Here is a 25278-nt window from a genome sequence, read left to right on the forward strand (position 1 = left end):
CACGTGAAACTTAAGCAGTGCGGGCCTCATCGGCCGCTGCTTCTGCGTCGGCGTCGGACTCTAGGCCGTCAATCTTGTTGCGAGCAAATTTGTCAACAATCATGGCGATGGCTCCGTCGCCGGTGACGTTGGCCGCCGTACCCACCGAGTCGATGGCGATGTAGGCGGCAATCATGAGCGCGACCATGGATTCGTCGAATCCCATGTTTGCCTGCAGCAGACCCACCGCAACCATAACGGCGCCGCCGGGGACGCCGGGCGCGGCGATCATCATGATGCCGAGCAGGAAGACGAAGCCCATTGCCTTGCCGAGGTCGGCCTCCATGCCGTCCGCCATGTAGACGATGGCGAAGGCGTAGAGCACCAGCTTCATCATCGAGCCGGACAGGTGAATCGTCGCGCACAGCGGGATGACGAATCCGGCCACCGGCTTGGAAATGCCGTTCTTAAGCGCGGCGTCGAGGGACACCGGGATGGTGGCCGCGGAGGAGGACGTACCGAGCGCAGTGAAGTAGGCGGGTGCCATGGTCTTCAATGCCTTGAACGGGTTCTTCCCGGTCATCGCGCCGGCGATGATGTACTGGAAGACTAGGTACACAATCGTCATCACCACGGCGAGGATGAGCACCTTGGCAAACGCAACGATGACCGTACCAATGTTGCCGTTCATGCCCAGGGAGAGGAAAATTCCGAAGATGTAGAACGGAAGCAGGGGAATCACAAAGCCCCAGATCACCTTGATGACGACGTTCTCCAGCTCCTTGGACACGGCATAGAGTGTGTCCGACTTGACCGTCGTCATGGCCACGCCGATGCAGAAGGAAAGCAGCAGAGCGGTCATCACCTCGAAGGGCGGGGCCATCTCCACAGTGAAGTAGGGCTCTACCGCGCCCGCGTCAATATCCGCCACCTCGGTGTTGAGCGTCTGGCCTTTGAGGATGATCGGATACAGTGCCTGACTCAGGCCATAAGCAACGACGCCCGAGACAATGGTGGAGCCGTACGAGATTCCCGCAGTGATCCCCAGCCACTTACCGGCACCGCGGCCCAGGCCCGCGATGGCAGGAGCCACGAGGGAGAAGATCAGAACCGGGATGAAGAAGCCAAGGAAGTTCGAGAAGAGGCCGTTAAAGGTAGCGAAGGTTCGGCCCAACCATTCGGGTGCAAATTGGCTAACGATGATGCCCAAGACGATCGCCAAGATGATCTTGAACAACAGAGAGTTGAGAACACTCTTAAATGTCATATGTGAGTCTTTTCTAGTGTGGAACCATGGTCATAGCCGCCGCGGCTGGTAGATAAGGGAGAAAATATCTACTATCGGACACGAAATGTATATTACAGCAGCAACCTCATAATCTAAATTGCTTTTCCCTGCGGGGAGGCGACGGGATAGACTATGCATCATGCTCGCAGTTGGAATCGTCTTCTTCGTCCTCGCCGCCGTCCTCCTTATCGTCGGGGGATTGGCCACGCTCCGCAAGCTTCCCGGCAACAGCGTCGTCGGCTTGCGCCTGGCGGAGATCCGTAAGTCGAAGGACGCGTGGGATAACGCGCACGCCATCGCCGGACCGTTCTGGATGCTGGGTGGCGTCTCGCTTATCTTCGGCGGCGCCGTCGCGCTCACCGCCTCTGGCTGGATGTGGCTCATCCCCGTTTTCACGTTCATCATCGCGCTCTTGGCGCTCTCCATCGGATCGAACATGGGCGCCCGCGCCGCATACCTGTGGGACCAGGCCCACAAGGAAGAGGAGGGCTGCGGCGATTCCTGCAATTGCGGCGATTCCGCACCGACCGTCGATGTAGCAGCGCTTCGCACCGCCGCCCAGCACGCAGATCAAAACAACGCGTAGCACCCCGAATTTATCGGCACTGTTACGAAACACCCTCAGCTTACCGTGGATGGAACTTATCGTCACTCCGTAATTTCCACCTATCGTTGGTGAGGCCCACATTGGGGTAGAGCCGCCAGTTTTCTTAAGGCCAACTGGCAACATGACGCCAAGACGATGGCAACGCGGTCCGGTCGCGTGACAATGCTAGGGAAGGGGGAGGACGATAGTCCTCATGAAGTTTCCACAGCAAGCACTTCCCATCGTCGCCGCGGCCGCGCTGAGCCTCACGGTGCTCGGTGCCGGTGCCACCTTCGCGCGCACTGTCGAGACCCGTGTCGCGGACCGGGCAGAGGCGGGGACCATTTACAGCGACCTCGGAACCGCGTACGGGTCCTACGACTACAGCGGCAGGAGTGCCTCAGATCTCCCAGTGTGGAACGGGGACCACGCCTAGACCACGCCTAGAAACGCGCTAGGGTAGAGGGCATGACTCAGTGTTCACGTCGCATGTTCCTCCTCGGTTCCGCCACCACCTTCGCGGGTGCCTACCTCGCCGCGTGCGGTAAGGAGCCGTCGGCTGAAGTGGCCGCGACAGAAATCCCTGTCGGCTCTGCCATCATTGTGGATAAGGTTATCTTCGCCCAGCCCACTGAGGGCGAGTTCAAGGCCTACTCGCAAACCTGCCCGCACCAGGGCAGCCTGATTACCAAGATCGACGGCATGACCGCAACGTGCACGACGCACTTCTCCAGCTTCGACCTCGCCAGCGGAGAGGTCACCGGCGGCCCGAGTTCCAAGCCGCTCACTGAGTACGGCGTCGAGAAGAACGGCGATACCGTCAAGAACGTTTCCGCGTAACGTTTCACGTGAAACATGGGCGCACTGACTAGCTACAATCAACTCTATGATTGAGCGCCTGAAGAATCTAGACCCCCTCATCGTCCTCATTCTTTGCGCCGTAGGCGTGGCCATCATCGCGCCGGCCCGTGGGGGCTTTGCGGACACCTTCGATGTTCTCACCAACATCGGCATCGCGCTCCTCTTCTTCCTCTACGGCGCACGCCTGTCAACGCGCGAGGCCATCAATGGCATTAAGCACTGGAAGCTACACCTGACGATCTTGGCGTTCACGTTCGCGGTGTACCCGCTCATTGGCCTAGCCCTGCGCCCGCTAACGCTCTTCATCCCGCACGACCTCTACCTGGGCATCCTCTACCTCACACTGGTGCCGTCGACTGTGCAGTCCTCGGTCGCCTTTACGTCGGTAGCCAAAGGAAACGTGGCCGGCGCCATCGTGTCCGCCTCCGCGTCGAACCTGGCGGGAGTCGTCCTGACCCCACTCCTCGTCATAGCACTAATGGGCGCCGGCGACGGCATTCACATCGACAGCTCCGTCTTCCTCGAAATCTCCGTACTCCTCCTGCTGCCCTTCGCCCTGGGTCAGCTCACTCGCCGATGGGTAGGAAAGATTGCGGCCAGCAAGGCCACCAAGATTGTGGACCGCGGATCCATCGTCATGGTGGTCTATGCCGCCTTTTCCAAGGGCATAGTGGACGGCATTTGGTCACAGATCAGCGTCTGGCAGATCCTCTTCCACATCGCCTTCGCTGCGGCACTGGTCTTCTTCATGCTCTGGCTCACCCGATTGGTAGGTCGGACCCTTGGGTTCAGTAGGGAAGACACCATCGCCATCGAGTTCTGCGGGTCCAAGAAGTCTTTGGCCACTGGGCTCCCCATGGCATCCGTAATCTTTGCTTCCGGCGCGACATCCCTGGGTCTGCTCATCCTGCCGCTCATGATTTACCACCAGGTGCAGCTAATGATCTGCGCGTCTGTGGCCGCACGCTACGCACGGGTAGAGTAGGGCGCTATGACTACGCTCTATGTCCGAACTACGATGTCCATTCCGGAGGTCGGCACCGCCATTCACGTTGCCGAGATGAAGGAGCTCAGCGACGACTCTTGCATGATGGTCCGCATGATCGCGCTGGCGCCCAATGAGGAGATTGTGGGGGCGGCGACGCCGCAGACCTCGGTAGGCAACGCGGACATCCCACAGCAGGTGGTTCCGCACCCGCGGACCTACGACAAGTTCCCAGACATTGACGCGGAGCTTATCGACGCCCCAGTTTTCCACTCCTTGTGGACCAAGACCCAGGCTCTCTACGGCGACCTCTAAGCAACGAGGTTGACCAGCGCCATGTACAACAGCGTTCCCCCGAAGATGGATAGCCCGGAGTTGCGGCGCCACAGGTGCAGCCCGGCCGTCACGGCAGCGGCCGCGATGGGGGCGAGCACGTTTCCGGTGTCCCGCATCTGCCCGAACACGGTGTAGACCACGAGCACGGTCATAACCCCGGCCGGCATGGCTCTTCCTTTCGCAGCACCAGCGCGCCGTCCAGGCGCGGGGAGAGGAAGCGGAGAAGCAGCAGGAGGAAGTAGGCGGTCAACGCCACCATGAGAAGCTGCCCCGGGGCGAGGACGGCGGCGAGAATTCCCAGGGCGCAGGCACTTAGCGGGAGGGAGTAATCCTTGTTGTTCTGGAAGGAGTCGATGGCCAGAACCACGAAGAGTGCCACGAGGGCAAATTCCAGGCCTTCGATAGAGGAGGGGATACCTTGCCCGGCCAGCGCCCCGATAATTCCGGCGCCGACCCACAGCACCTGGCAGAAGGCCTCCACCGTGAAGACGAAGACGCCGGATGGGCGGGAGCCGCGAGGCAGGGAAGAGAGGATGGCGCTGACAATCTCCTCCTGCATGGCTGACATGCTATCCCACGCGGGATGAATGGCCCCTAGTTATCTTCATCCACGTAGCGCGGGAAGGTGGAAAACAGCGGCAGCGGCATGGGCTGGCGCTTCATCACGTCCGCCCAGACGTCGGCGCTGCCCGCGGCGAGGACGTCCTGAGGCAGGGCTGGCGCAACGTACCACTCGCCGCGCTCGATCTGCTCTTCCAGCTCGCCGGGCTCCCAGATGAAGCAGCCGGCAAAAAGCCGCATGCTCTCCACGAGGGGGCGCAGCTCCTCGGGGCCGACGCGCAGATCGACGTACGCGAGCCGCGGCGCAAGCCGAGTCAGCGCTGGTTCCTTATCAATGTCTACGCCCTGGCGCGTCATGGCCACGCCGGCGACGTTCCTATCGTTCTGAGGGCCGCCCACATAGAGCGCCTGGGGCTTGGCCGCCAGGGGCAGCCACTCCGGCATGACGTTAAAGAGAGCGACTTCGGAACGCTTGGTCAGATCGACGCCAAACGTACGCCCGGCGTCCTGCTCACCGATGAGGATGACGGAGCGGTTAAAGTGCGGCATGAGGGTGTCTGGCGCGGCGACAAGAAGCTGGCCAGGCACGGGATCGTTGCGCTCGAGGGCGTTGAAAAGTCTGTCTGCGTACATCCCTATCTAGAATTCCACCACTCGCGCAGCTTCGCAATAGCAACCTCGCGCTCCAGCGGGCCTTCCTCGAGGCGCAGCTCCTTGAGGTACGACCACGCCTGGCCCACCTCCGGGCCGGGCTTGAGATCCAGGATCTCCATGATCTCGTTGCCGTCGAGGTCTGGGCGCACGCGGGCGAGATCCTCCTTGGCCGCGATCTCCGCGATGCGTTCCTCTAGTTGATCGTAGGTGCGCTGGAGGCGGCGGGCCTTGCGTTCATTGCGGGTGGTGCAGTCCGCGCGCACGAGCTTGTGCAAGCGGGGAAGGAGATCGCCGGCGTCCGTGACGTAGCGGCGCACGGCCGAGTCGGTCCACTGTCCATCGCCGAAGCCGTGGAAGCGCATGTGGAGGTACACCAGCTGGCCGATGTCCTCCGTGGTGGCCTTAGGAAACTTGAGCTTGCGCAGGCGCTTGCGGGTAAGTTTGGCGCCGACCACCTCGTGGTGGTGGAAGCTCACCTTGCCGTCGGTGGTGTCGCGAGTATCGGGCTTGCCAATATCGTGCAGCAGTGCGGCCCACCGGAGGATGAGGTCGGGGCCGTCTTCCTCCTGGTCCATAGCTTGGCGCAGAACGGTGAGGGAATGCGCGTACACATCCTTGTGCTGCGCGTGCTCGTCGGGAGCCATGCGCAGGGCCGGAATCTCCGGGAAAATATAGTCCGCAATGCCGGTCTCGACGAGCAGGTCAATGCCCTTCCACGGCGCGGTGCCACAGATCAGCTTGTTGAGCTCCACCTGCACGCGCTCTACGGTGATGCGCTGGATTTCAGCAGCCATGTCGGTCATGGCATCGCGCACGCGCCCCGCCACGTCGAACTCCAGCTGCGCTGCGAAGCGGGCGGCGCGCAGCATGCGGAGCGGATCATCGTGGAAGGAGATCTCGGGAGCGTCGGGCGTATCCAGCACGCGGTCCGCCAGGTCCTGCAGTCCGCCCATCGGATCGTGGAATTCACGGGTGCCGTCCGGGCGCAGCTCGATGGCCATGGCGTTGACCTTGAAATCGCGGCGCACGAGATCGCCCTCGAGAGTGTCGCCGTACACGACCTCGGGGTTGCGGGAATCGCCGTCGTAGCTATCGGAGCGGAACGTGGTGATCTCGATCTGCTGGCCCTTATAGGCCGCCGAAACCGTGCCGAAGTCGATGCCGGTATCCCACACGGTTTCGGCCCAGTCCTCGAGGATGGAGTAGACCACCTCCGGCCGGGCGGGCGTGGTGAAGTCCAGATCGTTGCCCAGGCGGCCCAAAAGAGCGTCGCGGACGGAGCCGCCGACGAGATACAGCGGGGCGTCGTGAAGCGCGAAGCGTTCCACCAATCCACTGAGGAGGCCACTGAGCTGGCTGACGGTGGCGTCCGCGCGGGCAAGAACGCCGATTAGCTGAGTGTCCTGAAAATTCACGGATCGAAGTCTACTACGATTAGCAGGGATGACTAAGAACACGCCAGGCTCGAAGCGCCGCCGCCGGCGGGGGTCGGGTAACCGCAGCCGCCGCACGGGGCGCCCGCAGCGCACGTCCACAAACCGCATGACCACGCGGGACGAAACCTCCGCGGGTGGTCTCGTCGTGTCCGGGCTGGCGGAGGCTGTCGATGAGGACGGCAACGTGGACCTATCCCAGATCTATGTGGCGCTCATCGGCAGGCTAGACCGTCGCGGGCGGCTGCTGTGGTCCATGCCCAAGGGCCACGTGGAAAACGGCGAGGCCAAGGAGCTCACCGCCGAGCGCGAGGTGTGGGAGGAGACCGGCATCTACGGTAAGGTCTTCGCGGACTTAGGCATGATTGACTATTGGTTCGTCTCCGATGGCGTACGCATCCACAAGACCGTGCACCACCACCTGCTGCGCTTTGAAGACGGCATCATGAATGATGAGGATCCGGAGGTCACCGAGGTCTCCTGGATTCCGGTCTCCGAGCTCATTGAGCACTTGGCCTATGCGGATGAGCGCAAGCTGGCCCGCATCGCCCACGACCTCCTCCCTGATCTCGCGCGAAAGGAAGCGGCCGCAGGAAAGGCGACCCCGCGGTGAGGTTGCGCGGGCTCTGCGCCGCGGCAACTCTGGCCCTGTTCTGCGTCGCACCGGCGGCCCCATCTCCCCAGGCCCGGGCGCAGGATGCCCCCGACCCAGCCCTGGAGAATGCGCAATACTGGCTGGGCGCGCGCGGCCCCGACGAGCTGGAGCTGAGCTTGGTCCGCGCCTCCGAGGCGCACGTGGGCCAGTCCGTCGCCGTCACGCTGCGGCTGGAGAATACGAGCGAAAGCGCGGTGGACAACCTGCAGGTCACCGCTCGCCGCGGCGATGCCGTGGACACGACCACCCAGGCGCGCCAGCAGCTGGCGGCGGGGGCGTATCAGTACTACGGCCCGTCGGTTAGCGCAGGCTCCCTCGAGCCGGGGGAGTCCCGGGAGGTCACCCTGGAGGTGCCCACGGCACTGGGGGATGAGTCCACCTTGGCGATCACGGATCCCGGCGCCTACCCGCTGCTGTTTACGCTCACCGGCACCCGCGACGGGGAGGCCGCGAGCTTTGCGGAGGAGCGGGTGCTTATCGACGTCCTCGGGGACCCCGCACAGCACGAGCCTGCGGCCGACTCCGACTCCGAGGCCGAGGAGCGCCACCAATTTTCCCTGATCTATCCCGTCACCGCGCAGCTGGACGTGGTGCCGGGCGATACCGGGGGCCAGGATCTCATCCTGGAGAGCGAAAACCTGGCGGGGCAGTTCGCTCCCGGCGGGCGCCTGGACCAGCTGGTGGAGACCTACCTCTCGCACGACCTGCACGGCTCGGGCTGCATGGCGGTGGACCCGGCGCTCCTCGACGTGGCCGACCGCATGGCCGCCGGCTACACGGTCAACCCCTCCCGGCCGTCCATTGCGCAGCGCCCAAAGCGCCTGCGTGATTCCTGGTTTTCCGCCTCCGAGCAGGACCGCGGCGATCCCGGCACGGGTTCGGCCGATGCCGCCGCGTGGCTAGACAAGATGCGCACGGTGGACTGCACCATGCTCCTGCCGTGGGCGAACGCAAACACCGACGCCGTGGCCGAGGCGAACAACGCGTGGCTTACCCACGAAGCTCTAGAGCGCGGCGCGGACACCGTCTCCCGCATCCTGGGCACCACCGTGAATTCGGAGCTCACCGCGCCCGCCTCCGGCACCACCGCCCACGAGTTCTCCGTGCCGCTGGTGGTGGCGGATAACTCGACGTGGGTGGGCAACGCCACGACGTTCGACGCCTCCCTGGGAGCCCTGTTGGCGGAGTCCGGCAGCATGCCGCAGACCGTGGGCTATTCGAACCCGGAGCTGCGCTATGACTTTGCTGAGGACTCGGAGCAGGCACGTGCGCTGACCGCGGGGGCGTCGATTAGCGTGGCCGCCGCCCAAGAGGACCAGAAGGACATGGTGGCCAAGCTGCCGAACTATCTGGACCCCGCGGCCGCGCGCAGCGTCATGGAAACCACGCAGCGCCTGCTCGACGCCGGGCAGCTGGACCCCCGCCCGGTCACGGCACTGCCCATCAAGTCCGCCCAGGAAGGACCAGACGGCGAGCCCGGCAGCCCGTACCCGGACCCGGCCGCCTTCCGCGAGGCGGAGATTGCCCAGGTGGCGCAGCAGGCGCGCTACACGGACGAACTCATGTCCATCATGGTCAACGAGCCGTCCATCGCGCTCACGCGCTACGGTTTCACGCTGCCGCTGCGGCGCGACCTCCTCATTGCGCTGAGCGATACCACGCGTACCAGCTTGCGCGGCAACGCCCAGGCGGCACGCGCGAGCCGGGAGCGCCTGCAGAAGAACTCGGACGCGCTGCGGGACTTGCGGTCCTCGGTGTCCCTCATCCCGCCCGGCAACGTGTACACGCGCGTTTCGGAGTCATCCCCGCTGCTCATCGTGGCGGAGAATGGGCTGCCGCTGCCTGTCGACGCTCACCTGGCCTACGACGCGCCGGACGGTGCGACGCTGAGCACGCAGGATTCGGTTCACATTCCGGCCAAGGGATCCATTACTGTATCCATGACCGCAGACCTACCCAGCGACATGGACCGGACCTCGCTCCGGCTGTGGCTGGCCACGCCGACCGAGTCAGACGGGCCCGCTGGCCACCTGATTTCGGAACCCATCGATATCACGGTGCAAACGCGAGCCGGTATCGTTAGCGTCTATGGCGTCGGCATCGTCGCCGCACTCGCCCTAGCCCTGGCCGCACTGTTCCGGCTGGGTAGGCGCAAGAAAAAGAAGTCTCACGGATAGTTTTCTCAATGACACATAATGCAACACCCGGTGTCCGCCGACGGATCGTCACGCCCTCGCCGCCCGCGCCGGTGCCAGAGAAGCGCGCGCCGAGCGGCGTCGTGGCTGTCGACGACGAGCAGGAGGACCGCTCGGGACTGAAGGGTTCATCCGCCTCTGGGGAGTCTTCCGGCAACGATGCCTCGAACAACTCCAGCAACTCCGATGGGGACGTCGTCCGCGCCACCGGCTCGATGGCCGTGGCGACGATGATTTCCCGTATTACGGGTTTTATCCGCAACGTGCTCATCGGCTCCACTCTGGGCCCCGCTATTTCTTCTGCCTTCGGCACGGCGAACCAGCTGCCGAACCTCATCACGGAGATCGTGCTGGGCGCGGTTCTGACCTCACTGGTGGTGCCCGTGCTGGTGCGCGCAGAAAAGGAAGACGCTGACCGTGGCGAGGACTTTGTCCGGCGCCTTTTCACGCTGGCCTTCTCACTGTTGGCCACGATTACGGTGCTGTCGTGTATCTTTGCACCGCAGATCACGCGCATAATGCTGCCGGAGGACGGCGAAGTCAACGCCATCCAGGCCACTTCTTTTGCCTACTTGCTGCTGCCGCAGATCTTCTTTTACGGACTCTTCGCGCTCTTCCAAGCGGTGCTTAATACCAAGAACATCTTTGGTCCGGGCGCGTGGGCACCGGTGGTCAATAACATCATCTCGATTACGGTGCTCGTGGCCTACCAGCTGCTGCCGGGCAGCTTGCATCCCGATGCGCCTTCGCCGATCACGGATAGGCACGTGCTGCTCCTAGCCCTAGGCACCACGGCGGGCGTGGTGGTGCAATGCCTCATCCTCTTCCCTTATCTCAAGAAGGCGGGCATAAACCTCAAGCCGCTGTGGGGCCTGGATGACCGCCTCAAGCAGTTCGGCGGGATGGCCATGGCCATCGTGGCCTATGTGGCGGTTTCCCAGCTGGGTTACGTCGTCACCTCCCGCGTGGCGGCCCATGCGGACAAAGACGCGCCGTTTATCTACCAGCAGGCATGGCTTCTCCTGCAGGTGCCGTATGGCGTCATCGGCGTTACCCTGCTGACGGCAATTATGCCGCGCCTGTCCCGCAACGCCGCGGACGGTGACGTCAAGGCCGTGGTCCGGGATCTCACGCTGGGCACGAAGCTGATGTTCATCGCTCTGATCCCCATCGTCATCTTCATGACGGGATTCGGCATCCCAATCGCCCGCGGCCTCTTCCAATACGGTGCCTTCAACGCCAAGGCGGCCGAGGTACTCGGCCTCACGCTGAGCTTCTCTGCCTTTACCCTCATCCCATACGCCCTCGTGCTGCTGCACCTGCGCGTGTTCTACGCTCGTGAGGAGGCGTGGACACCCACCTTCATCATCGCCGGCATCACGCTGACCAAAGTGGTGCTCTCCCTGTTGGCCCCACACGTGGCGGATTCCCCCGACCGCGTCGTCGTCCTTCTGGGCACTGCCAATGGCTTCGGCTTCGTGGCCGGCGCGGTGATCGGCGGCTTCCTGCTCAAGCGCAAGCTGGGCAGCCTGGGCGGCCGCGCAGTTATCGCGACGACTATCTGGTCAGTGCTGGCCTCCCTCGTGGGCCTCGTGGTGGCCTTCGCCATCAATTACGTCATCAACCTCGTGCTCCCGGAGCAGGTGCCGCCGTTCGTGTACCTGCTGAAGCTTGCCGTGGCGGGCCTCATCTTCGTGGCTGTCACCGGCCTGGTGCTCTCGCGCTCGAAGCTCCCGGAGGTCATCAACCTGGGCCGCCAGCTGCAGCGCATCCCGGGCATGTCCCGCATCATCAAGATCGAGCATGCAGAGGCCATCGAGGTCGAGGCCCCAGAGCAGCTGGAGATCCAGCCGATCTTCAGCGTGGATGCCTTCAACTCCTCCCCGGTGCCACCGCCGATGTCCGCCGGTATCGTCCGCGGGCCGCGCCTGGTGCCGGGTGCCCCGGTCTCCGACGGCCGCTTCCGCCTACTCAAGGACTACGGTTCCGCCCCGGGTACCCGCTTCTGGAAGGCCCGCGAGCAAGCCACCGGCCGCGCGGTGTCCCTGACCTTCGTCGATACCACCGGCGAGGCCCCCATGGCCCCGGCCACCCCGGCCGTGGCCGCCCGCCGCTCTGCGGACGTCTCCCGCGCCACCCGCAAGCTTGCGGAGCTGGAGCTAGATGCCGTGGCGGAGAACGTGGACATCCTGTCCTACCGCCAGGGCTGCCTGGTGGTGGCGGACTGGGTGGAGGGCACCTCCCTCAAGACGGTGGCCGAGGACCAGGACCTCGACCCGCACGCCGTGGCCCACGCCATGGTTCCGCTGGTCCGCACGATGGCCGCCGCCCACGCGGCCGGCCTGGTCCTGGGCCTGGAGAACCGCAACCGTATCCGCATTTCCACCGACGGCGTGGCCACCCTGGCCTTCCCGGCCGTCCTGGCAAGCAATGACGCAGAAACGGACCGCTCAGCGCTGGGCTCCGCAATCTCGCTGCTGGTGGAGTCCGCCAGCCCGTGCCCGGAGGTGCTGCAAGAGATTGCCGCTGATGCCGAGTCCGGCGAGGATGCCAACCTGGAGGACATCGCGCACCGCCTGGCCACCTACGCCGGAGACGGCGAGGAGGGCGAAGAGACCCTGCAGATCCCGGTGGAGGAGAGCCCGCGCAAGGAGGATCCTTCCCCAGCCCCGGGCTTCGGCGGCCGCGGCTACTCCGGCTCCGGCGCCGTAATCCTGGGCGTACTGGCCACCCTCTTCGTCGTGGCCATGGCCGCGCTGAGCGTGTGGATTCTTTCCCAGGTGGCCGATGAGGAGACCTCCCCGGTGGTGTCGAAGCCCGATTCTGCAGCGGAGACCACGTTCCCGGACGTGCCGCCGGTCCTGTTCAAGGACGTGCACCTCACCTCGGTGCCGGAGGGCAAGGCGGTGCCCACGCTGAAGAACAAGCCATGGAGCACCAAGCAGGACGACACCGGGTTGCTGCTGAGCATCGACGAGTCCACGCAGCTGCACGTCCTGCCGCTGACGCAGAAGAATTCCACGGGCGCGAAGTACGTGGTCTACGGCGTGCACTCCGCGGACTTCGACGCGGATAAGCCGAAGGTGGATAAGCTCACCAAGCTCGCGGACGGCACGCTGAAGACGGCGCGCCAGGACATTGAGCTCAAGGAGAAGCCGGAGGCCTTCGACGCCGCGCTCATCATGTTCACGGACATGCCCAAGTCCGGTTCCGTTACCCTCAGGGACGCCACGCTGGTAGGCATCCCCACCAACTAGCGCTTCAACTTCCGCCCCGGTCTGGTGCATTTCCCCAGACCTCGAACCCGAAACTCCCTGCTCGCGGGATCCGGCGCATTCCGCGCTTGACGACGCCCACCTGCAGGTATGGGGTTTGAGGTCTGGGGATTTGACTTTTGACAAAGATAAACCCTTGACAGATCTGGGAAGGGGCGTACAATTATTGTTGTCACGTCAACATTAGAATGAAATGAGGAACCCATGACTATCACTGCAGGAACCTACGCACTGGACCCAGCACACACCACCGTTGGCTTCGTTGCCCGCCACGCCATGGTTACCAAGGTGCGCGGAAACTTCGCCGAGTTCGAGGGCACCCTGACCGTAGCGGAGAACATTAACGAGTCCGCCGCAAACGCCACCGTGAAGACGGCGTCCGTCGATACCAACAACGCCGAGCGCGATGAACACGTTAAGAACGAGGACTTCTTCGACGTAGAGAAGTTCCCGGAGATGACCTTCACCGCGACCAAGTTCGACGTGAACGAAGCGGGCGAGGGCACGGTCACCGGTGACCTCACCATCAAGGGCACCACCAAGTCCGTTGACTTCAAGGTAGAAGAAGCCGGCGTAGCCGAGGATCCCTTTGGCAATACCCGCCTGGGCTTCGAGGCCAAGACCTCCATTAACCGCACCGACTTCGGCATCGACTTCAACGCTCCGCTGAAGACCGGCGGCGTGCTCGTCTCCGAGGAGATCAAGATCGAGCTTGAGGTCTCTGCCATCAAGCAGTAAGCCTTCACAGCTCGCAGCGCCCCTAGCATCCATGGGGATGCTGCGGGCTGCATTTTTGTCTGGACCGCCTGTGAGGTAACGCGCAGCGAGGCCTAGGATGTAATCCATGACTACCGCAAACCTCACCCATGCAGAAGCCACCGCCCGCAGCGCTGCGCTGCGCCTGAGCACCTACGAGCTATACCTCGACGTCACGAGCGCGCCCACCGACGCCGACTCTTACGAGGTCACCTCGTGTATTACGTTCACCACCACCGAGCCCGAGACCTTCGTGGATTACCTGGGCAAGGCCGTGCATGCGGTGCGCGTCAACGGCGAGGAGGTGGAGAACACCTTCGACGGCGGACGCGTGTACCTGCAGGACCTCCCGGTAGGGGAGGAGCTCACGGTCGAAATCACCGGCTCCTCTTATTACTCCCGCACCGGCCAGGGCCTGCACCGCATGCACGACCAGGCCGATGGCACCACCTACCTCTACTCGCACCTGGAACCATCTGATGCCCGCCGCATCTTCCCCTGCTTTGACCAGCCGGATCTCAAGGCGCGCTACACGGTGCACCTCGCCGGCCCGCAGGGCTGGCAGCTGCTCAGCAATCAGCCGGAGGTCGGCCGCGAGAAGGCAGATGGTGGGGAAGTAGCGCACTTCGCCGAGACCCCGTTGCTCTCGACGTACCTGACGGCGTTTGCGGCTGGGCCGTACGTCGCCAAGCACAGCACCTGGACCGCACCCGATGGGTCCCTCACTGTGGAACTGCGCGCCTTTGCCCGCGCCTCCATGGCGGAATACCTGGATGACGAAATCTTGCAGATCACCGCCCAGGGCATGGACTTCTTCCACAACAGCTTTGGCTACCCGTACCCGTGGGGCAAGTACGATTCCATCTTCGTGCCGGAGTACAACCTGGGCGCGATGGAAAACCCTGGTCTGGTGACGTTTACGGAGCACTACCTCTTCCGTTCCGCCGCCACCCGCGCACAGCATGCCGGGCGCACGAATACAATCCTGCACGAGATGTCCCACATGTGGTTTGGTGACCTGGTCACCCCGCAGTGGTGGGATGACCTGTGGCTCAAGGAGTCCTTCGCGGAGTTCATGGGCGCGGATTCCTCCGTGCATGCCACCGACTACACCGAGGCCTGGGTCAACTTCGCCGGCCAGCGCAAGAACTGGGCCTACCTGCAGGATCAGCTGCCCACCACGCACCCGATCAAGGCCGAGATTCCGGACGTGGATGCCGCGCGCCAGAACTTCGACGGCATTACGTATGCCAAAGGTGCGGCGGTGCTCAAGCAGCTGGTGCACTACGTGGGCCGCGAGAACTTCTACGCCGGGGCGCGCGACTACTTCCAGGAGCACGCGTTCGGCGCGGCCACTTTCGAGGATCTCCTCACGGCCCTGAAGAAGCACACCGACCGCGACCTGGATGCCTGGTCCACCGCCTGGCTGCGCACGTGGGGGCCGGACACGCTCACCCCGGAGCTGCACACGGATGGTGACAAGATCCACGAGCTCGCCATCACGGTCGACGCCGAGGACACCACGCGCCCGCACCGCCTCAACGTGGCGCTCTTCGATGACTCCCTGACCAAGTACGCCACTCTCGACGTCGACCTGGCCGGCGAGCGCACCATCCTCGACGAGGTCTCGGGGCTGCAGGCGCCGGCGTTGCTGCTGCTTAACGACGGCGACCACACCTACGCCAAGGTCCGCTTCGACGAGACCTCCCTGGAGACCATCCGCACCCGGCTTTCCGAGGTGCCCGATGAGCTCTCCCGCGCGGTCATCTGGACCTCCCTGTGGAACCTCACCCGCGACGGCGAGTGGCCGGTGCGCTCCTACCTGGACACCGTACTCAACCACGCCCCGGCGGAGTCCAACCCCACGCTTCTCACCACCGCTTTTGCCAACGCGCGCTATGCCATCGACCACTTCGTGGGAGAAGAAGCGCGCGAGGAGATTCGCGCCGAGTACGCCGAGCGCCTGTGGGAGGTGCTGCAGGCCGCCCCAGCGGGCTCCGACGCGCAGCTCACCATCGCCCGTGCCACCATCCAGGCGCTGGCGGCGACCCCGGCGGAATCCGGCACGCAGCGCCTGCGCGCGCTTATCGACGGCTCCCTGGAAGGCCTCGCCCTCGACCCGGATATCCGCTGGTCCATCCTCCGCGCGCTGGCCGCCCGCGACGCCGTGAGTTCCGAGGAGCTGGAGGCGGAGAAGGAGCGCGACAACACCCTCACCGGTGCTGCCGCCTTCCTAGGTGCTTCCCACGCTTTCCCGTCGGCCGAGGTCAAGCGCGAAGTCTTCGACCTCGTGCGCACGCCGGGTAAGTACTCCAACGCCGAGGTAGATTCCCTGCTCGCCGCCTTCAACGCACCGCGCTCGGGACACCTCACCGAGGCTTTTGCTCAGGAGTACTTCGATTCTCTGACGAAGCTCTGGGAGGAGCACCCCATCGAGATTGCCAACCGCCTCGTGCGCGGGCTCTACCCGGACGTTGCGCTGGCTGACACCGCCACGAGCGCCTTTTTGCGCACCGAGCGTCCCCGTGCCCTGCGACGAGTGCTGCTGGAATGCCAGGATGCGTGGCGCCGTGCGGCCCGCGTCCGCGCCGCGTAGCGGGCGGCAGAATCTTCCCGTAGACTCGCAGACACATTAACGGGGGGACAAACACTAACCTTCAGCTTCGGCTGAAGACTGTGTTGACCCACTTCTCACTGCTCAAGTTTCCGGGGGGATTCTTCGTGTCAGCACAGCCGACCGATCGTGAACTCGTCGACGCCTTCATTGGCGGAGATACCAAGGCTTTTTCGGCAATCGTCGAAAAGCACCGCGCACGCCTGACCGCCATGGCGCGGCGCTATACGCGCAACGATGATGATGCGCAGGACATCGTGCAAGAGGCCCTACTCAAGGCCAGCTGCAACATGCAGTCCTACCGGCACGATGCCGCGCTGAGCACCTGGTTGCACCGCCTGGTGATGAACTCCGGCTACGACTTCCTCAACCACCGCTCCAACCGGGAGAACGCCTCCCTGGACTCCGACATCATTGAGGATGACCGCAACTACGCGCTGGCGCACAACCCCAGCGAGCATTTAGCGGAGCACATCACGGTGGCCCAGGCGATGCAGACCCTCCGGGAGGATCAGCGCCAGGCGCTGTACCTTACCGACGTCGCCGGTTATCCCATCGCCACGGTGGCCAAGGTACAGGGCGTGGCTCCCGGCACGGTGAAGTCTCGGCGTGCCCGGGCGCGTCAGGCGTTGCGTGCGGCGATAGACTAGGCCCGAGTAGAATCTCAGTGTCTTCCGGTCCTCCGGTCCTCCGCGCACGATGCGCGGACAGGAACCAGATTCTGTACAGGAATTGTCGTCTTAAGGGAGTTTTTAGTGACTATCCACGATGTCGCCATCGTCGGCTCCGGCCCCGCCGGCTACACCGCAGCCCTCTACGCAGCGCGCGCGGAGCTCAACCCCATCGTCTTCGAAGGCTTCGAATACGGCGGAGAGCTCATGAACACCACCGAGGTGGAGAATTATCCGGGTTTCCAGAAGGGCATCATGGGTCCGGAGCTCATGGAGGAGATGCGCGCCCAGGCCATCCGCTTCGGCGCCGACCTGCGCATGGAGGTTGTGGATTCCGTCGAACTCGAGGGCGAGATCAAGAAGCTGCACGTGGGCGATGAGGTATTTGAGGCCCGCACGGTCATCCTCGCCACCGGTGCCGCACCGCGCTACCTGGGCATTCCGGGCGAGTCCGAGCTGGCCGGCCGCGGCGTGTCCGCATGTGCCACCTGCGATGGCTTCTTCTTCAAGGGCCACAACATTGCCGTCGTCGGCGGCGGCGATTCCGCCATGGAGGAAGCCACCTTCCTCACCAAGTTCGCCGAGTCCGTCACCATCATCCACCGCTCCGAGAACTTCCGCGCCTCCAAGATCATGCTGGAGCGCGCCAAGGAGAACAAGCAGATCAAGTGGCTGACCAACACCACCGTGGAGCGCGTCCTGGAAAAGGACGGCAAGGTCGGCGGCCTCGAGGTCAAGAACGTACTCACCGGCGAGCTCAGCGAGCTCGACGTCACCGCCATGTTCGTGGCGATTGGCCACGACCCGCGCTCCGGCTTCCTCGAGGGCCAGGTGGCCACCAACGCCGCCGGCTACGTCGAGGTGGAGCAGCCCTCTACCAAGACCTCGCTGCCGGGTGTCTTTGCCTGCGGTGACCTGGTGGATGACCACTACCAGCAGGCCATCACCGCTGCCGGCTCCGGCTGCCGGGCGGCTATCGACGCGGAACATTTCCTCGCCGAGAACCGTTAATAGTCACATGAGCAACATTAAGAACGTTACGACTGATTCTTTCCGCACGGACGTCGTCAAAGGCCGGCAAGCCCGTCGTCGTGGACTTCTGGGCCGAATGGTGCGGTCCGTGCAAGAAGCTGTCCCCGATCCTCGAAGAGGTTGCCGATGAACTCGGTGACGACGTCTCCGTGGTCAAGGTCAACGTGGACGAAGAGCGCACCCTGGGTGCGATGTTCCAGATCATGTCCATCCCGTCCGTGCTGATCTTCAACAACGGCGAGAAGGTCGACGAGTTCGTGGGACTTCGTTCCAAGGCGGACATCGTGGCACAGGTGAAGAAACAGCTCTAACTGGTATCCTTTAACCCGTTGACGGCGCACCGCAGTGCGCCAACCTTGATCACGAAAGGGGTAGGTGTGAACCGCGTTTTACGTGTTGGTGACCAGAGCGTTCGCGTTGCCGAAGCACGCGCAACCCTAGCCCGCCTCGGCCTCATGACGGACTACCAGGGGACGTTGTCCGACTGGAAGAAGCAAAAGTACTCCGAAACCGACAAGCACTTCGACGCCGCCCTTTCCCAGGTTCTCAAGGCCTTCCAGCAATCGCGCGGCATCGTGCCGAGCGGTGACATCGATGACCTCACCCTCCGGGAGCTGCGCCAAGCCTCCTACACCCTGGGCGCCCGCGTTCTGGCCTATGAACCGGGCAACCTGCAGGTGGGCGATGACGTAGCGCAGCTGCAGGAGCAGCTGCAGGAGCTCGGCTTCTACCAGGAGCGGATCGACGGCCACTTTGGCCCGGATACCTACGCCGCGCTGGCGGAATACCAGCTCAACTGCGGGTTGCGCAGCGACGGCGTGTGCGGGCCCGAGACCATCAATTCCCTGAGCCTGCTCGGCCGCCGCATCACCGGCGGTTCCGCCCACAACATCCAGGAGCGCGAGCGCGTGCGCAACGCCGGCCCCAAGCTGGCCGGCAAGCGCGTGGTCATCGACCCCAGCCTGGGCGGCTTCACCAAGGGCCGCACGGTCAAGGGCCGCTACGGCGACATCACGGAGGAGGAAATCCTCTGGGATCTGGCTGAGCGCGTCGCCAGCCGCATGATCGCCGCCGGCATGGAGACCATCATCTCCCGCCCGCGGACCGACGATCCTTCTGTGCGCGATCGCGCGGGCCTTGCCAACGCCTTCGACGCCGACCTAGTCATCTCCTTGGCGTGCGACGAGTACCCCACGGAGAAGGCCAACGGCGTGGCCACCTTCTACTTCGGCTCGGAGTCCGGAAACTCCTCCCTCATCGGGGAGACGCTGTCCGGGTTCATCCAGCGGGAGATCGTCGCCCGCACCGAGCTGGGCAACTGCCGCAACCACGGCCGCACGTGGGCGCTTCTGCGCCTGACGCAGATGCCGGTGGTGCAGGTGGTGCTGGGCTACCTCACCAGCCCGAAGGACGTGGCTGTCCTCACCAACCCGGACCGCCGCGATGACATCGCCGAGGCCATCGTGGTCTCCGTTAAGCGCCTGTACCTCCTAGATGAGGACACCGCCGTCACCGGCACCTACCGCTTCGACGAGCTGCTGCGCGCGGAGCGTTCTTCTTAAGCGGGCCCGGGGCCGTGAAGAACGGTTCCCCTCACAAGATTCCAGTCATATGGTTTCCCTGACCCCAAACGAACCTTTTATCCCTTCCTAAAAGGTTTCTTCGCCCCCAAGGGAACCCTTTGACTAGTAGCTTCTGACTTGAACCCACGACCTAGGCTAGGGCGCGGGCGAGGAGGTCCTCCACTGCGGCTGTGGTGAGCAGATCGAAGGCAGGGGGTAGCTCTAAGCGCAGGCGGGGCGTAATGGGGTGGTCTCTCACGACCATGAAGCCGGCGGACTCCAACGTCTCCACGGGCAGCAGGCCAATGCGCCCGGGCTTGTCCCGCAGCAGATCCTCTGCCGTGCCGGCATCGCGGTAACCAAAGGCCTCGACCGCGCTGGCATCGCGGGAGGTGAGGTTCATTATTGTAGCGTCGAGAAGCACCGCTTCTAAGCCCCTCGCCGCACGGTGCGACTTCACGAACAAGGAGGACACCAGCACAGCGTCCTCGGAGACAGGGGAGGTGGGCAGCTTAGCGGCGCCGGGGGCAAGATCCGGTGGGCAGAAGAACACCGTGGCCTCGTCGCCCACGGTGAAACCGCACTCGCCATAGCGCAGCAGAGTAGCACTGATCCACGCCTCTTTCTCAAAACTGGGATCAGCGACCGTGGTCTTCATCTCCCAGAAGATGGATCGGGCCGCCAAGGGGTTGATGGATACGCCTTCCTTGACGGCCTGCACAAACATGGTGGGACGCTAGCTGTTCTCAGTGCCCTCAATGAGCGCCATGATGCGCTCGAAGTCTTCCTGATCGCCGAATTCGACGACCATCTTGCCCTTGCGCTTGCCCATGGTGACGGTGACCTTGGTGTCGAAGCGGTCCGCGAGTCGCTCCGCAGAGTCGGTGAAGAACTGCGGCTGCGGGGCGGCCGGCTTCTTCGTGGGCTCTGCCGGCTTGCCGTCGCGCTTGTACAGGGTGACGGCTTCCTCCGTGGCGCGCACGGAAAGCCCCTCAGCCACGACACGGTTAGCAATGAGCTCCATGGCTTCTGCATCCGGCAGGCCCAACAGCGCGCGAGCATGTCCGCCGGACAGGGTTCCGGCGGCCACGCGCTTCTGCACATCTACCGGCAGCTTGAGCAGGCGGATCATGTTGGTGACCTGCGGGCGGGAGCGGCCGATGCGATCAGCCAGCTCGTTCTGGGTCACGCCGAACTCCTCCAGCAGCTGCTGGTAGGCATGGGCCTCTTCCAGCGGGTTGAGCTGGACGCGGTGGATGTTCTCCAGGAGGGCGTCCCGCAGGAGATCATCGTCCTTGGTATCGCGCACGATGGCCGGGATGGTGGCGAGGCCCGCCTTGGAGGAGGCGCGCCAGCGGCGCTCACCCATGATGAGCTCGAAGCCGCCTTCCTCGGAGGGACGCACCACGACCGGCTGCAGCAGGCCGAACTCCTTGATGGAGTGAACCAGCTCTGCCAACTCGTCCTCATCGAAGACGGTACGCGGCTGCTTCGGGTTGGGAAGGATGTCCCCCACAGAAATCTCGCGGTATGTCGCGCCGATCACCGAGGGCTTGGCCTGGCGCTTCTGCGATCCGGAAGACTGCTGGATGGTCGGCGCCCCCTGCACCTTCTTCGCACCCGCCTCCTTCGGTGCGCCCGTAGAGGCGCCGAGGATGATATCCGCGGCGGAATCTCCCAGACGCGGCTTGCGGGAGGGAGCACCGGGGCCGGACGGGATGAGTGCGGCCAGGCCCTTGCCCAGACCGCCCTGACGCTGTTCCGGCTTCTGCTCTGCCTTCTTGTCTGCCATCAGTGTGTCCTATCCTTCCAGTTCCGCGAAAATCTCCGGGCTCACGCCGATAGCTCCGGTGGTGGGGTGCGGCGTGTAGTCCCCGCGCTTATCCAGCTCGCGCGCGGCGGCCGCGTAGGCGCGGGCGCCTGTCGACGACGGGTCATAAGCGATAACCGTCTTACCATAGCCCGGCGCCTCCGAAACGCGCACAGAGCGCGGGATAACGTTGCCCAAGACGACGGCTCCGAACTGCTCCCGGACCTCATTAGCCACCTGCTCCGCCAGCTTCGTGCGGGCATCGAACATGGTGAGCAGCACGCCGGAGATGTGGAGATCCTCGTTGAGGTGCTCCCGGATCATGGAGATATTGCCCAGCAGCTGACCCACGCCCTCAAGCGCGTAGTACTCGCACTGGATGGGGATGATGACCTCTTCCGCACACGACATCGCGTTGATGGTGAGCAGGCCGAGCGAAGGCGGGCAGTCGATGAAGACGTACTCGAAGCCGTGCTCTTCCAAAAAGCCCTTATGGAGGGCGTCATACAGGCGGAATTCGCGTCGCACGAGGGAGACCATCTCGATCTCCGCGCCCGCCAGATCAATGGTGGCAGGGATGCAGTAAAGGTTCTCGTTGTCAGGGGAGTGCTGCATGGCGTCATTGGCCGAGCAGTCTCCCAAGAGGACCTCGTAGCTGGACTGGGTACCGGAGGTGTGCTCCGCGCCCACAGCAGTGGAGGCGTTGCCCTGCGGGTCCAGGTCGATCACCAGTACCTTCTTGCCTGCGTCAGCGAGCGCGGCGGCAAGGTTGACGGCGGAGGTGGTTTTACCCACGCCACCCTTCTGGTTCGCGATGGTGATAAGACGAGGATGAGTCATGGCGTCTACTTTAGTTCACGCGGGGGACACGGATGATGGTGGTGCCGTGGATGGTCATGACCTCGGCCTTTCCGCCGCCGGCGCGCTTAATGTCCGCGGCGTCGCGCTCCAATTCCTCGTGCACCGAGGAGCCCTTGAGCGCGATCATCTCTCCGCCCTTGCGCACGAGCGGCAAGGACCACTTCGCCAGCTTGCCCAGCGGCGCCACCGCGCGGGAGGTGACGATGTCCGCGCCGTTGACCGCCTTCTTCACCGGGCCCTCCTCGGCGCGTCCGCGGATAACGGTGACGTTATCCAGGCCCAGCAGGCCGACGACCTCGTTGAGGTAGGTCGAGCGCTTCAGCAGCGGCTCGATGAGGGTGATGGTGAGGTCCGGGCGGGCGATGGCGAGGGGGATGCCGGGCAGGCCGGCGCCACTGCCGACGTCGATAAGCGTGGCGTTCTGCGGCATCACCTCACCCACCACAGCACAGTTGATGAGGTGGCGCTCCCACAGGCGCGGGACCTCGCGGGGGCCTATAAAACCACGGGTGGACCCGTCCGTGGCCAGCGAATCGTGGTACTTCTGCGCGAGCGGCAGACGCGATCCGAAGACCTCCGACGGGTCCAGTGGCACAGTTGCAGGCTGATGTTCAGGCACTGTGATAACTCCTGGGTCGTGTTTTAGTTGTTGTTGCGGCGCTGCTTCTTGGAGCGGTTGTCCTTCTTGCGCGCGCCCGGCTTCGGAGCGGAGGTGCGCTTGAGCTCGGCCTTGGCGGCCGCCTCCTCTTCCTCTTCGCGGTCCATCTTGGCGTAGACGATGCGCGTCTGGAAGAAGGTCCACACGGTGTTGGCCAGCATGTAGAACAGGAGGCCGATGGGCCAGATGAAGCCGGAGAAGACCAGCATGGCCGGCATAAACCACAGCATCATCTTGTTCATGAGGGCCATCTGCTGCTGCATCATCTCGGAGTTTTGACCCTGCGGAGCTGAGGTCTTGCCGGCGGCGCGGCGGGCCTCCTGGCGGTTGAGCGTCATGCGGGCGTTGAAGTGGGTCAGCACGGCAATGATGGCGATGAGCGGCACGATGATCATCGCGGCCTGCTGCACCGTGGTTTGCTTGACAATCTCCAGGCCGGAGTCGAGGCGCAGGTTAGCCACAAGGGGCACGCCGAAGATCTTGGCGTCCACGAACTCCTGGACCAGCTCCGGCTTGAAGATGTAGTTGGCAATGGAGCCGTTCATCTCCTCCGACATCGCCTCACCTGCCGGGTGGCCAATGCCGCCCGCGACGGCCACGGTGCGGTCGAAGGAGCGCAGCACGTGGAACAGACCGATGAACATCGGGATCTGCGCGAACATAGGCAGGCAGCCCGCCACCGGACGCACGCCAGACTCCTTGTAGATCCGCTGCATTTCCTGCGCGGCCTTGGTCTGGTCATTGGCGTACTTGGCGCGGATCTCCTGCACCTGCGGCTGGATCTCTTGCATCTTGCGCGAGGAGCGCAGCTGGGTGATGGTCGGCTTGACCATGACAGCCTTGAGAGTCCACGTCAGCAGGACGATAGCGATGATCCAGGTTCCGCCCCAGGCGGAATCGAGGACAAAGCTCAAAAGCCAATGCCAGAACCACAAGACAGCGGAGATTGGCCAGTAGATGAAATTAAGCACGAGTGTTTCTACCTCAGTTGTTGTTTGTTCGGTACCGGATCAAATCCACCCGGATGCCACGGTCCACACTTGCATACCCTGGCTAGTGCCATGCCCGTTCCCTTGAGCGCTCCGTATACGGAGATGGCTTCTAGGGCATAGGCACTGCATGTCGGTTCAAAACGACAGGTAGAGACCATCTTAAGGGCTGAGAGGTGCTTTTGGTAGAAACGCACCCCTTTCACGAACAGGCGGGCAAGGCCGTGGGCCTCGGGGATTTCTTCCCCCTGGGAATTTACATATCCCATTTCGCTAGCGCCTTGCGGATATCGCGGGCGAGGCGCTCGCTGGTGGCCTCGGCGCTGGCGGGGAGGGCGCGAATGACGACATCTACAGTAACCGGCAGGTCAGTCATGAGATCCATGCACACATGACGAAGCCGCCGGGAGGTGCGGTGGCGAACCACGGCGTTCCCGACGGCTTTAGAAACGATGAGGCCAAACCGCGGCCCGGTGGCCGCGATGGCGTCCTCACCGCCGTTGATGCGCATGTGCACGACAACGGTGCGCGTGCCCGCCCGGCGCCCGCCCTTGATGGTCCTGCGAAACTGTCGCGGGGACGTGAGCTTGTGCTGGGCTGGAAGCATGAATTAAGCGGTGAGCTTAGCGCGACCCTTCTTGCGACGAGCGGCGACGATGGCGCGGCCGGCGCGGGTGCTCATGCGGGTGCGGAAGCCGTGCTTGCGAGCGCGACGGCGGTTGTTCGGCTGGAAGGTACGCTTACCCTTTGCCACGATTAACTCCTTGAAGTTGTGCGCAAATAACCGAGCTCGCACCGTGTGCTGGCTCGGGCATTCACTGGTGAATGGTGAGTGTGAGAAAGAATGGAGCCTCCCACTTGCCGGCGAGGGCCAGGGAAGAGGCATTCTCACGCGCAACAGACGCAACAGGCGCTGTCGCAATAGACCACCACAGGTTACGTGACGCAACGGGGTGGAAACAAATCGACACCCTGGGTGTACCCGAAATAACAAACATGTTTTTCTGCCCAGCTAGAGCGGCACTTTTTGCCCACATGCTGCGCCGCAACAGCCGCCGCGCGCACCCCCGGCACACGGGTGGCGGGCACGCATAAAAAACGCATTAGACAGCTTAGAGGCAACGCGGTAGAACTAAGGAATCAAATTCCACAGCCATCAACAGGCTGTGAATAACTCTCAATCAAACCTTGAGACTTCCAGACTTTTAGCAGGTAGGAGGGCATTTAGGGGCGATGGATAGTTATCCACAGTGATGCGCTAGGCTGTGGATAAACAATCTATCCACACCTGTGGATAACAGTGTGGAATCCGAGGTTACTGGCCAAAACATGGTGTGGAAGCTTCGGTGAAATCCCGTGAAATTTTGTCATTCTCTCACCAGTCCATCCGTCCATCACAACAATGTTCCCGTAGTAATGCCTTCGCCGGAATGTAAATCCGCCCAGCCCCGCCAGGCTGGTGAAGGCAGAGTGCGCCCAGGCGAGGGCGAGCTCGAACTACAAAGAAGGTAGGCGTC

Annotated in this window: 26 protein-coding genes and 1 pseudogene; 14 read left to right on the forward strand and 13 right to left on the reverse strand. The window is 63.5% G+C overall.

Translation table 11 applies throughout. The features are described from left to right. Positions 1-10: 10 nt before the first annotated feature. On the reverse strand, positions 11-1246 hold the full coding sequence (locus ACLI1P_RS12930) for a dicarboxylate/amino acid:cation symporter (RefSeq protein ID WP_408932304.1): 1236 nt from the start codon (positions 1244-1246) through the stop codon (positions 11-13). Positions 1247-1406: 160 nt separating this feature from the next. On the opposite strand from ACLI1P_RS12930, the gene ACLI1P_RS12935 reads away from it, so the two are divergent. The 5 genes from ACLI1P_RS12935 (at position 1407) to ACLI1P_RS12955 (ending at position 4014) form a co-directional block, all read left to right on the forward strand. Next, positions 1407-1853 carry an SdpI family protein gene (locus tag ACLI1P_RS12935; RefSeq protein WP_411709081.1) on the forward strand — a complete coding sequence of 149 codons (447 nt, stop codon included), beginning with the start codon at positions 1407-1409 and terminating at the stop codon, positions 1851-1853. A gap of 214 nt (positions 1854-2067) precedes the next feature. After that, on the forward strand, positions 2068-2289 hold the full coding sequence (locus tag ACLI1P_RS12940; protein WP_306507486.1) for a hypothetical protein: 222 nt from the start codon (positions 2068-2070) through the stop codon (positions 2287-2289). A gap of 32 nt (positions 2290-2321) precedes the next feature. Continuing rightward, entirely contained in the window at positions 2322-2693 is a 372-nt protein-coding gene (locus ACLI1P_RS12945; protein ID WP_296134009.1) for a Rieske (2Fe-2S) protein, read from the forward strand. 46 nt (positions 2694-2739) lie between these two features. Next, positions 2740-3699: a bile acid:sodium symporter family protein gene (locus ACLI1P_RS12950; RefSeq protein WP_411709082.1), complete on the forward strand. Its 960-nt coding sequence runs from the start codon at positions 2740-2742 to the stop codon at positions 3697-3699. Between the two features lie 6 nt (positions 3700-3705). Next, positions 3706-4014: a hypothetical protein gene (locus ACLI1P_RS12955; RefSeq protein WP_411709083.1), complete on the forward strand. Its 309-nt coding sequence runs from the start codon at positions 3706-3708 to the stop codon at positions 4012-4014. Here ACLI1P_RS12955 and ACLI1P_RS12960 read toward each other — a convergent pair. Genes ACLI1P_RS12960 through ACLI1P_RS12975 form a run of 4 tightly spaced genes read right to left on the reverse strand, consistent with a single transcriptional unit; the run spans position 4011 to position 6665 of the window. After that, complete coding sequence (locus tag ACLI1P_RS12960) at positions 4011-4202, reverse strand: AzlD domain-containing protein (protein WP_411709084.1); 192 nt, start codon at positions 4200-4202, stop codon at positions 4011-4013. The two genes, ACLI1P_RS12955 and ACLI1P_RS12960, sit on opposite strands and share 4 nt — an antisense overlap. Further along, positions 4184-4594, reverse strand: a complete 411-nt coding sequence (locus ACLI1P_RS12965; RefSeq protein ID WP_411709085.1) for a hypothetical protein — start codon at positions 4592-4594, stop codon at positions 4184-4186. The genes ACLI1P_RS12960 and ACLI1P_RS12965 overlap by 19 nt, the downstream gene beginning before the upstream one ends. 35 nt (positions 4595-4629) lie before the next feature. Further along, a complete protein-coding gene (locus tag ACLI1P_RS12970) occupies positions 4630-5229 on the reverse strand; it encodes a YqgE/AlgH family protein (protein ID WP_411709086.1) in 600 nt (199 codons plus the stop codon). 2 nt (positions 5230-5231) lie between these two features. After that, positions 5232-6665 carry a CCA tRNA nucleotidyltransferase gene (locus ACLI1P_RS12975; protein WP_411709087.1) on the reverse strand — a complete coding sequence of 478 codons (1434 nt, stop codon included), beginning with the start codon at positions 6663-6665 and terminating at the stop codon, positions 5232-5234. 28 nt (positions 6666-6693) lie between these two features. Between ACLI1P_RS12975 and ACLI1P_RS12980 the strand changes: the two genes are divergently transcribed. The 9 genes and pseudogenes from ACLI1P_RS12980 to ACLI1P_RS13020 all read left to right on the forward strand — a co-directional run bounded on the left by ACLI1P_RS12980 (position 6694) and on the right by ACLI1P_RS13020 (position 19443). Then, the gene (locus ACLI1P_RS12980) at positions 6694-7296 is read left to right on the forward strand and encodes an NUDIX hydrolase (RefSeq protein ID WP_306507481.1); all 603 of its coding nucleotides are present in this window, start codon (positions 6694-6696) and stop codon (positions 7294-7296) included. Beyond that, on the forward strand, positions 7293-9515 hold the full coding sequence (locus tag ACLI1P_RS12985) for a hypothetical protein (protein WP_411709088.1): 2223 nt from the start codon (positions 7293-7295) through the stop codon (positions 9513-9515). Before ACLI1P_RS12980 ends, ACLI1P_RS12985 begins: the two co-directional genes overlap by 4 nt. 8 nt (positions 9516-9523) lie before the next feature. Next, a complete protein-coding gene (gene murJ, locus ACLI1P_RS12990; protein WP_411709089.1) occupies positions 9524-12790 on the forward strand; it encodes a murein biosynthesis integral membrane protein MurJ in 3267 nt (1088 codons plus the stop codon). A gap of 222 nt (positions 12791-13012) precedes the next feature. After that, complete coding sequence (locus tag ACLI1P_RS12995; RefSeq protein ID WP_411709090.1) at positions 13013-13546, forward strand: YceI family protein; 534 nt, start codon at positions 13013-13015, stop codon at positions 13544-13546. A gap of 106 nt (positions 13547-13652) precedes the next feature. After that, positions 13653-16160, forward strand: coding sequence for an aminopeptidase N (gene pepN, locus ACLI1P_RS13000; protein WP_411709091.1), 2508 nt, complete (start codon positions 13653-13655; stop codon positions 16158-16160). A 125-nt stretch (positions 16161-16285) separates the two neighbouring features. Continuing rightward, positions 16286-16828 carry a sigma-70 family RNA polymerase sigma factor gene (locus ACLI1P_RS13005; RefSeq protein ID WP_408932294.1) on the forward strand — a complete coding sequence of 181 codons (543 nt, stop codon included), beginning with the start codon at positions 16286-16288 and terminating at the stop codon, positions 16826-16828. Between the two features lie 105 nt (positions 16829-16933). Then, complete coding sequence (trxB, locus tag ACLI1P_RS13010) at positions 16934-17860, forward strand: thioredoxin-disulfide reductase (RefSeq protein ID WP_411709092.1); 927 nt, start codon at positions 16934-16936, stop codon at positions 17858-17860. A gap of 7 nt (positions 17861-17867) precedes the next feature. Then, a pseudogene (gene trxA, locus ACLI1P_RS13015) lies at positions 17868-18192 on the forward strand (thioredoxin). 66 nt (positions 18193-18258) lie between these two features. Next, a complete protein-coding gene (locus ACLI1P_RS13020; RefSeq protein WP_411709093.1) occupies positions 18259-19443 on the forward strand; it encodes an N-acetylmuramoyl-L-alanine amidase in 1185 nt (394 codons plus the stop codon). Positions 19444-19594: 151 nt separating this feature from the next. On the opposite strand, the gene ACLI1P_RS13025 is transcribed toward ACLI1P_RS13020, so the two are convergent. From ACLI1P_RS13025 to rpmH, 8 genes are read right to left on the reverse strand one after another with little or no spacing between them, the layout of a single operon-like run. After that, positions 19595-20170, reverse strand: a complete 576-nt coding sequence (locus ACLI1P_RS13025) for a hypothetical protein (protein ID WP_296133872.1) — start codon at positions 20168-20170, stop codon at positions 19595-19597. A gap of 9 nt (positions 20171-20179) precedes the next feature. Continuing rightward, positions 20180-21235, reverse strand: coding sequence for a ParB/RepB/Spo0J family partition protein (locus ACLI1P_RS13030; protein WP_408932289.1), 1056 nt, complete (start codon positions 21233-21235; stop codon positions 20180-20182). 9 nt (positions 21236-21244) lie between these two features. Then, entirely contained in the window at positions 21245-22093 is an 849-nt protein-coding gene (locus ACLI1P_RS13035) for a ParA family protein (protein WP_296133874.1), read from the reverse strand. A gap of 10 nt (positions 22094-22103) precedes the next feature. Next, the gene (rsmG, locus tag ACLI1P_RS13040) at positions 22104-22733 is read right to left on the reverse strand and encodes a 16S rRNA (guanine(527)-N(7))-methyltransferase RsmG (protein WP_296133875.1); all 630 of its coding nucleotides are present in this window, start codon (positions 22731-22733) and stop codon (positions 22104-22106) included. 23 nt (positions 22734-22756) lie between these two features. Then, positions 22757-23743, reverse strand: a complete 987-nt coding sequence (yidC, locus tag ACLI1P_RS13045; RefSeq protein WP_296133876.1) for a membrane protein insertase YidC — start codon at positions 23741-23743, stop codon at positions 22757-22759. An 8-nt stretch (positions 23744-23751) separates the two neighbouring features. Further along, on the reverse strand, positions 23752-24030 hold the full coding sequence (gene yidD, locus ACLI1P_RS13050) for a membrane protein insertion efficiency factor YidD (protein WP_296133878.1): 279 nt from the start codon (positions 24028-24030) through the stop codon (positions 23752-23754). Then, positions 24018-24368 (reverse strand): ribonuclease P protein component, encoded by a 351-nt coding sequence (gene rnpA, locus ACLI1P_RS13055; RefSeq protein WP_411709094.1) that lies wholly within the window; start codon positions 24366-24368, stop codon positions 24018-24020. Before rnpA ends, yidD begins: the two co-directional genes overlap by 13 nt. Before the next feature lie 3 nt (positions 24369-24371). Beyond that, positions 24372-24515 (reverse strand): 50S ribosomal protein L34, encoded by a 144-nt coding sequence (gene rpmH / locus ACLI1P_RS13060; protein WP_003847033.1) that lies wholly within the window; start codon positions 24513-24515, stop codon positions 24372-24374. Positions 24516-25278 lie beyond the last annotated feature (763 nt).

Source organism: Corynebacterium tardum (genome assembly GCF_046717785.1).
Taxonomy (GTDB): Bacteria; Actinomycetota; Actinomycetes; order Mycobacteriales; family Mycobacteriaceae; genus Corynebacterium.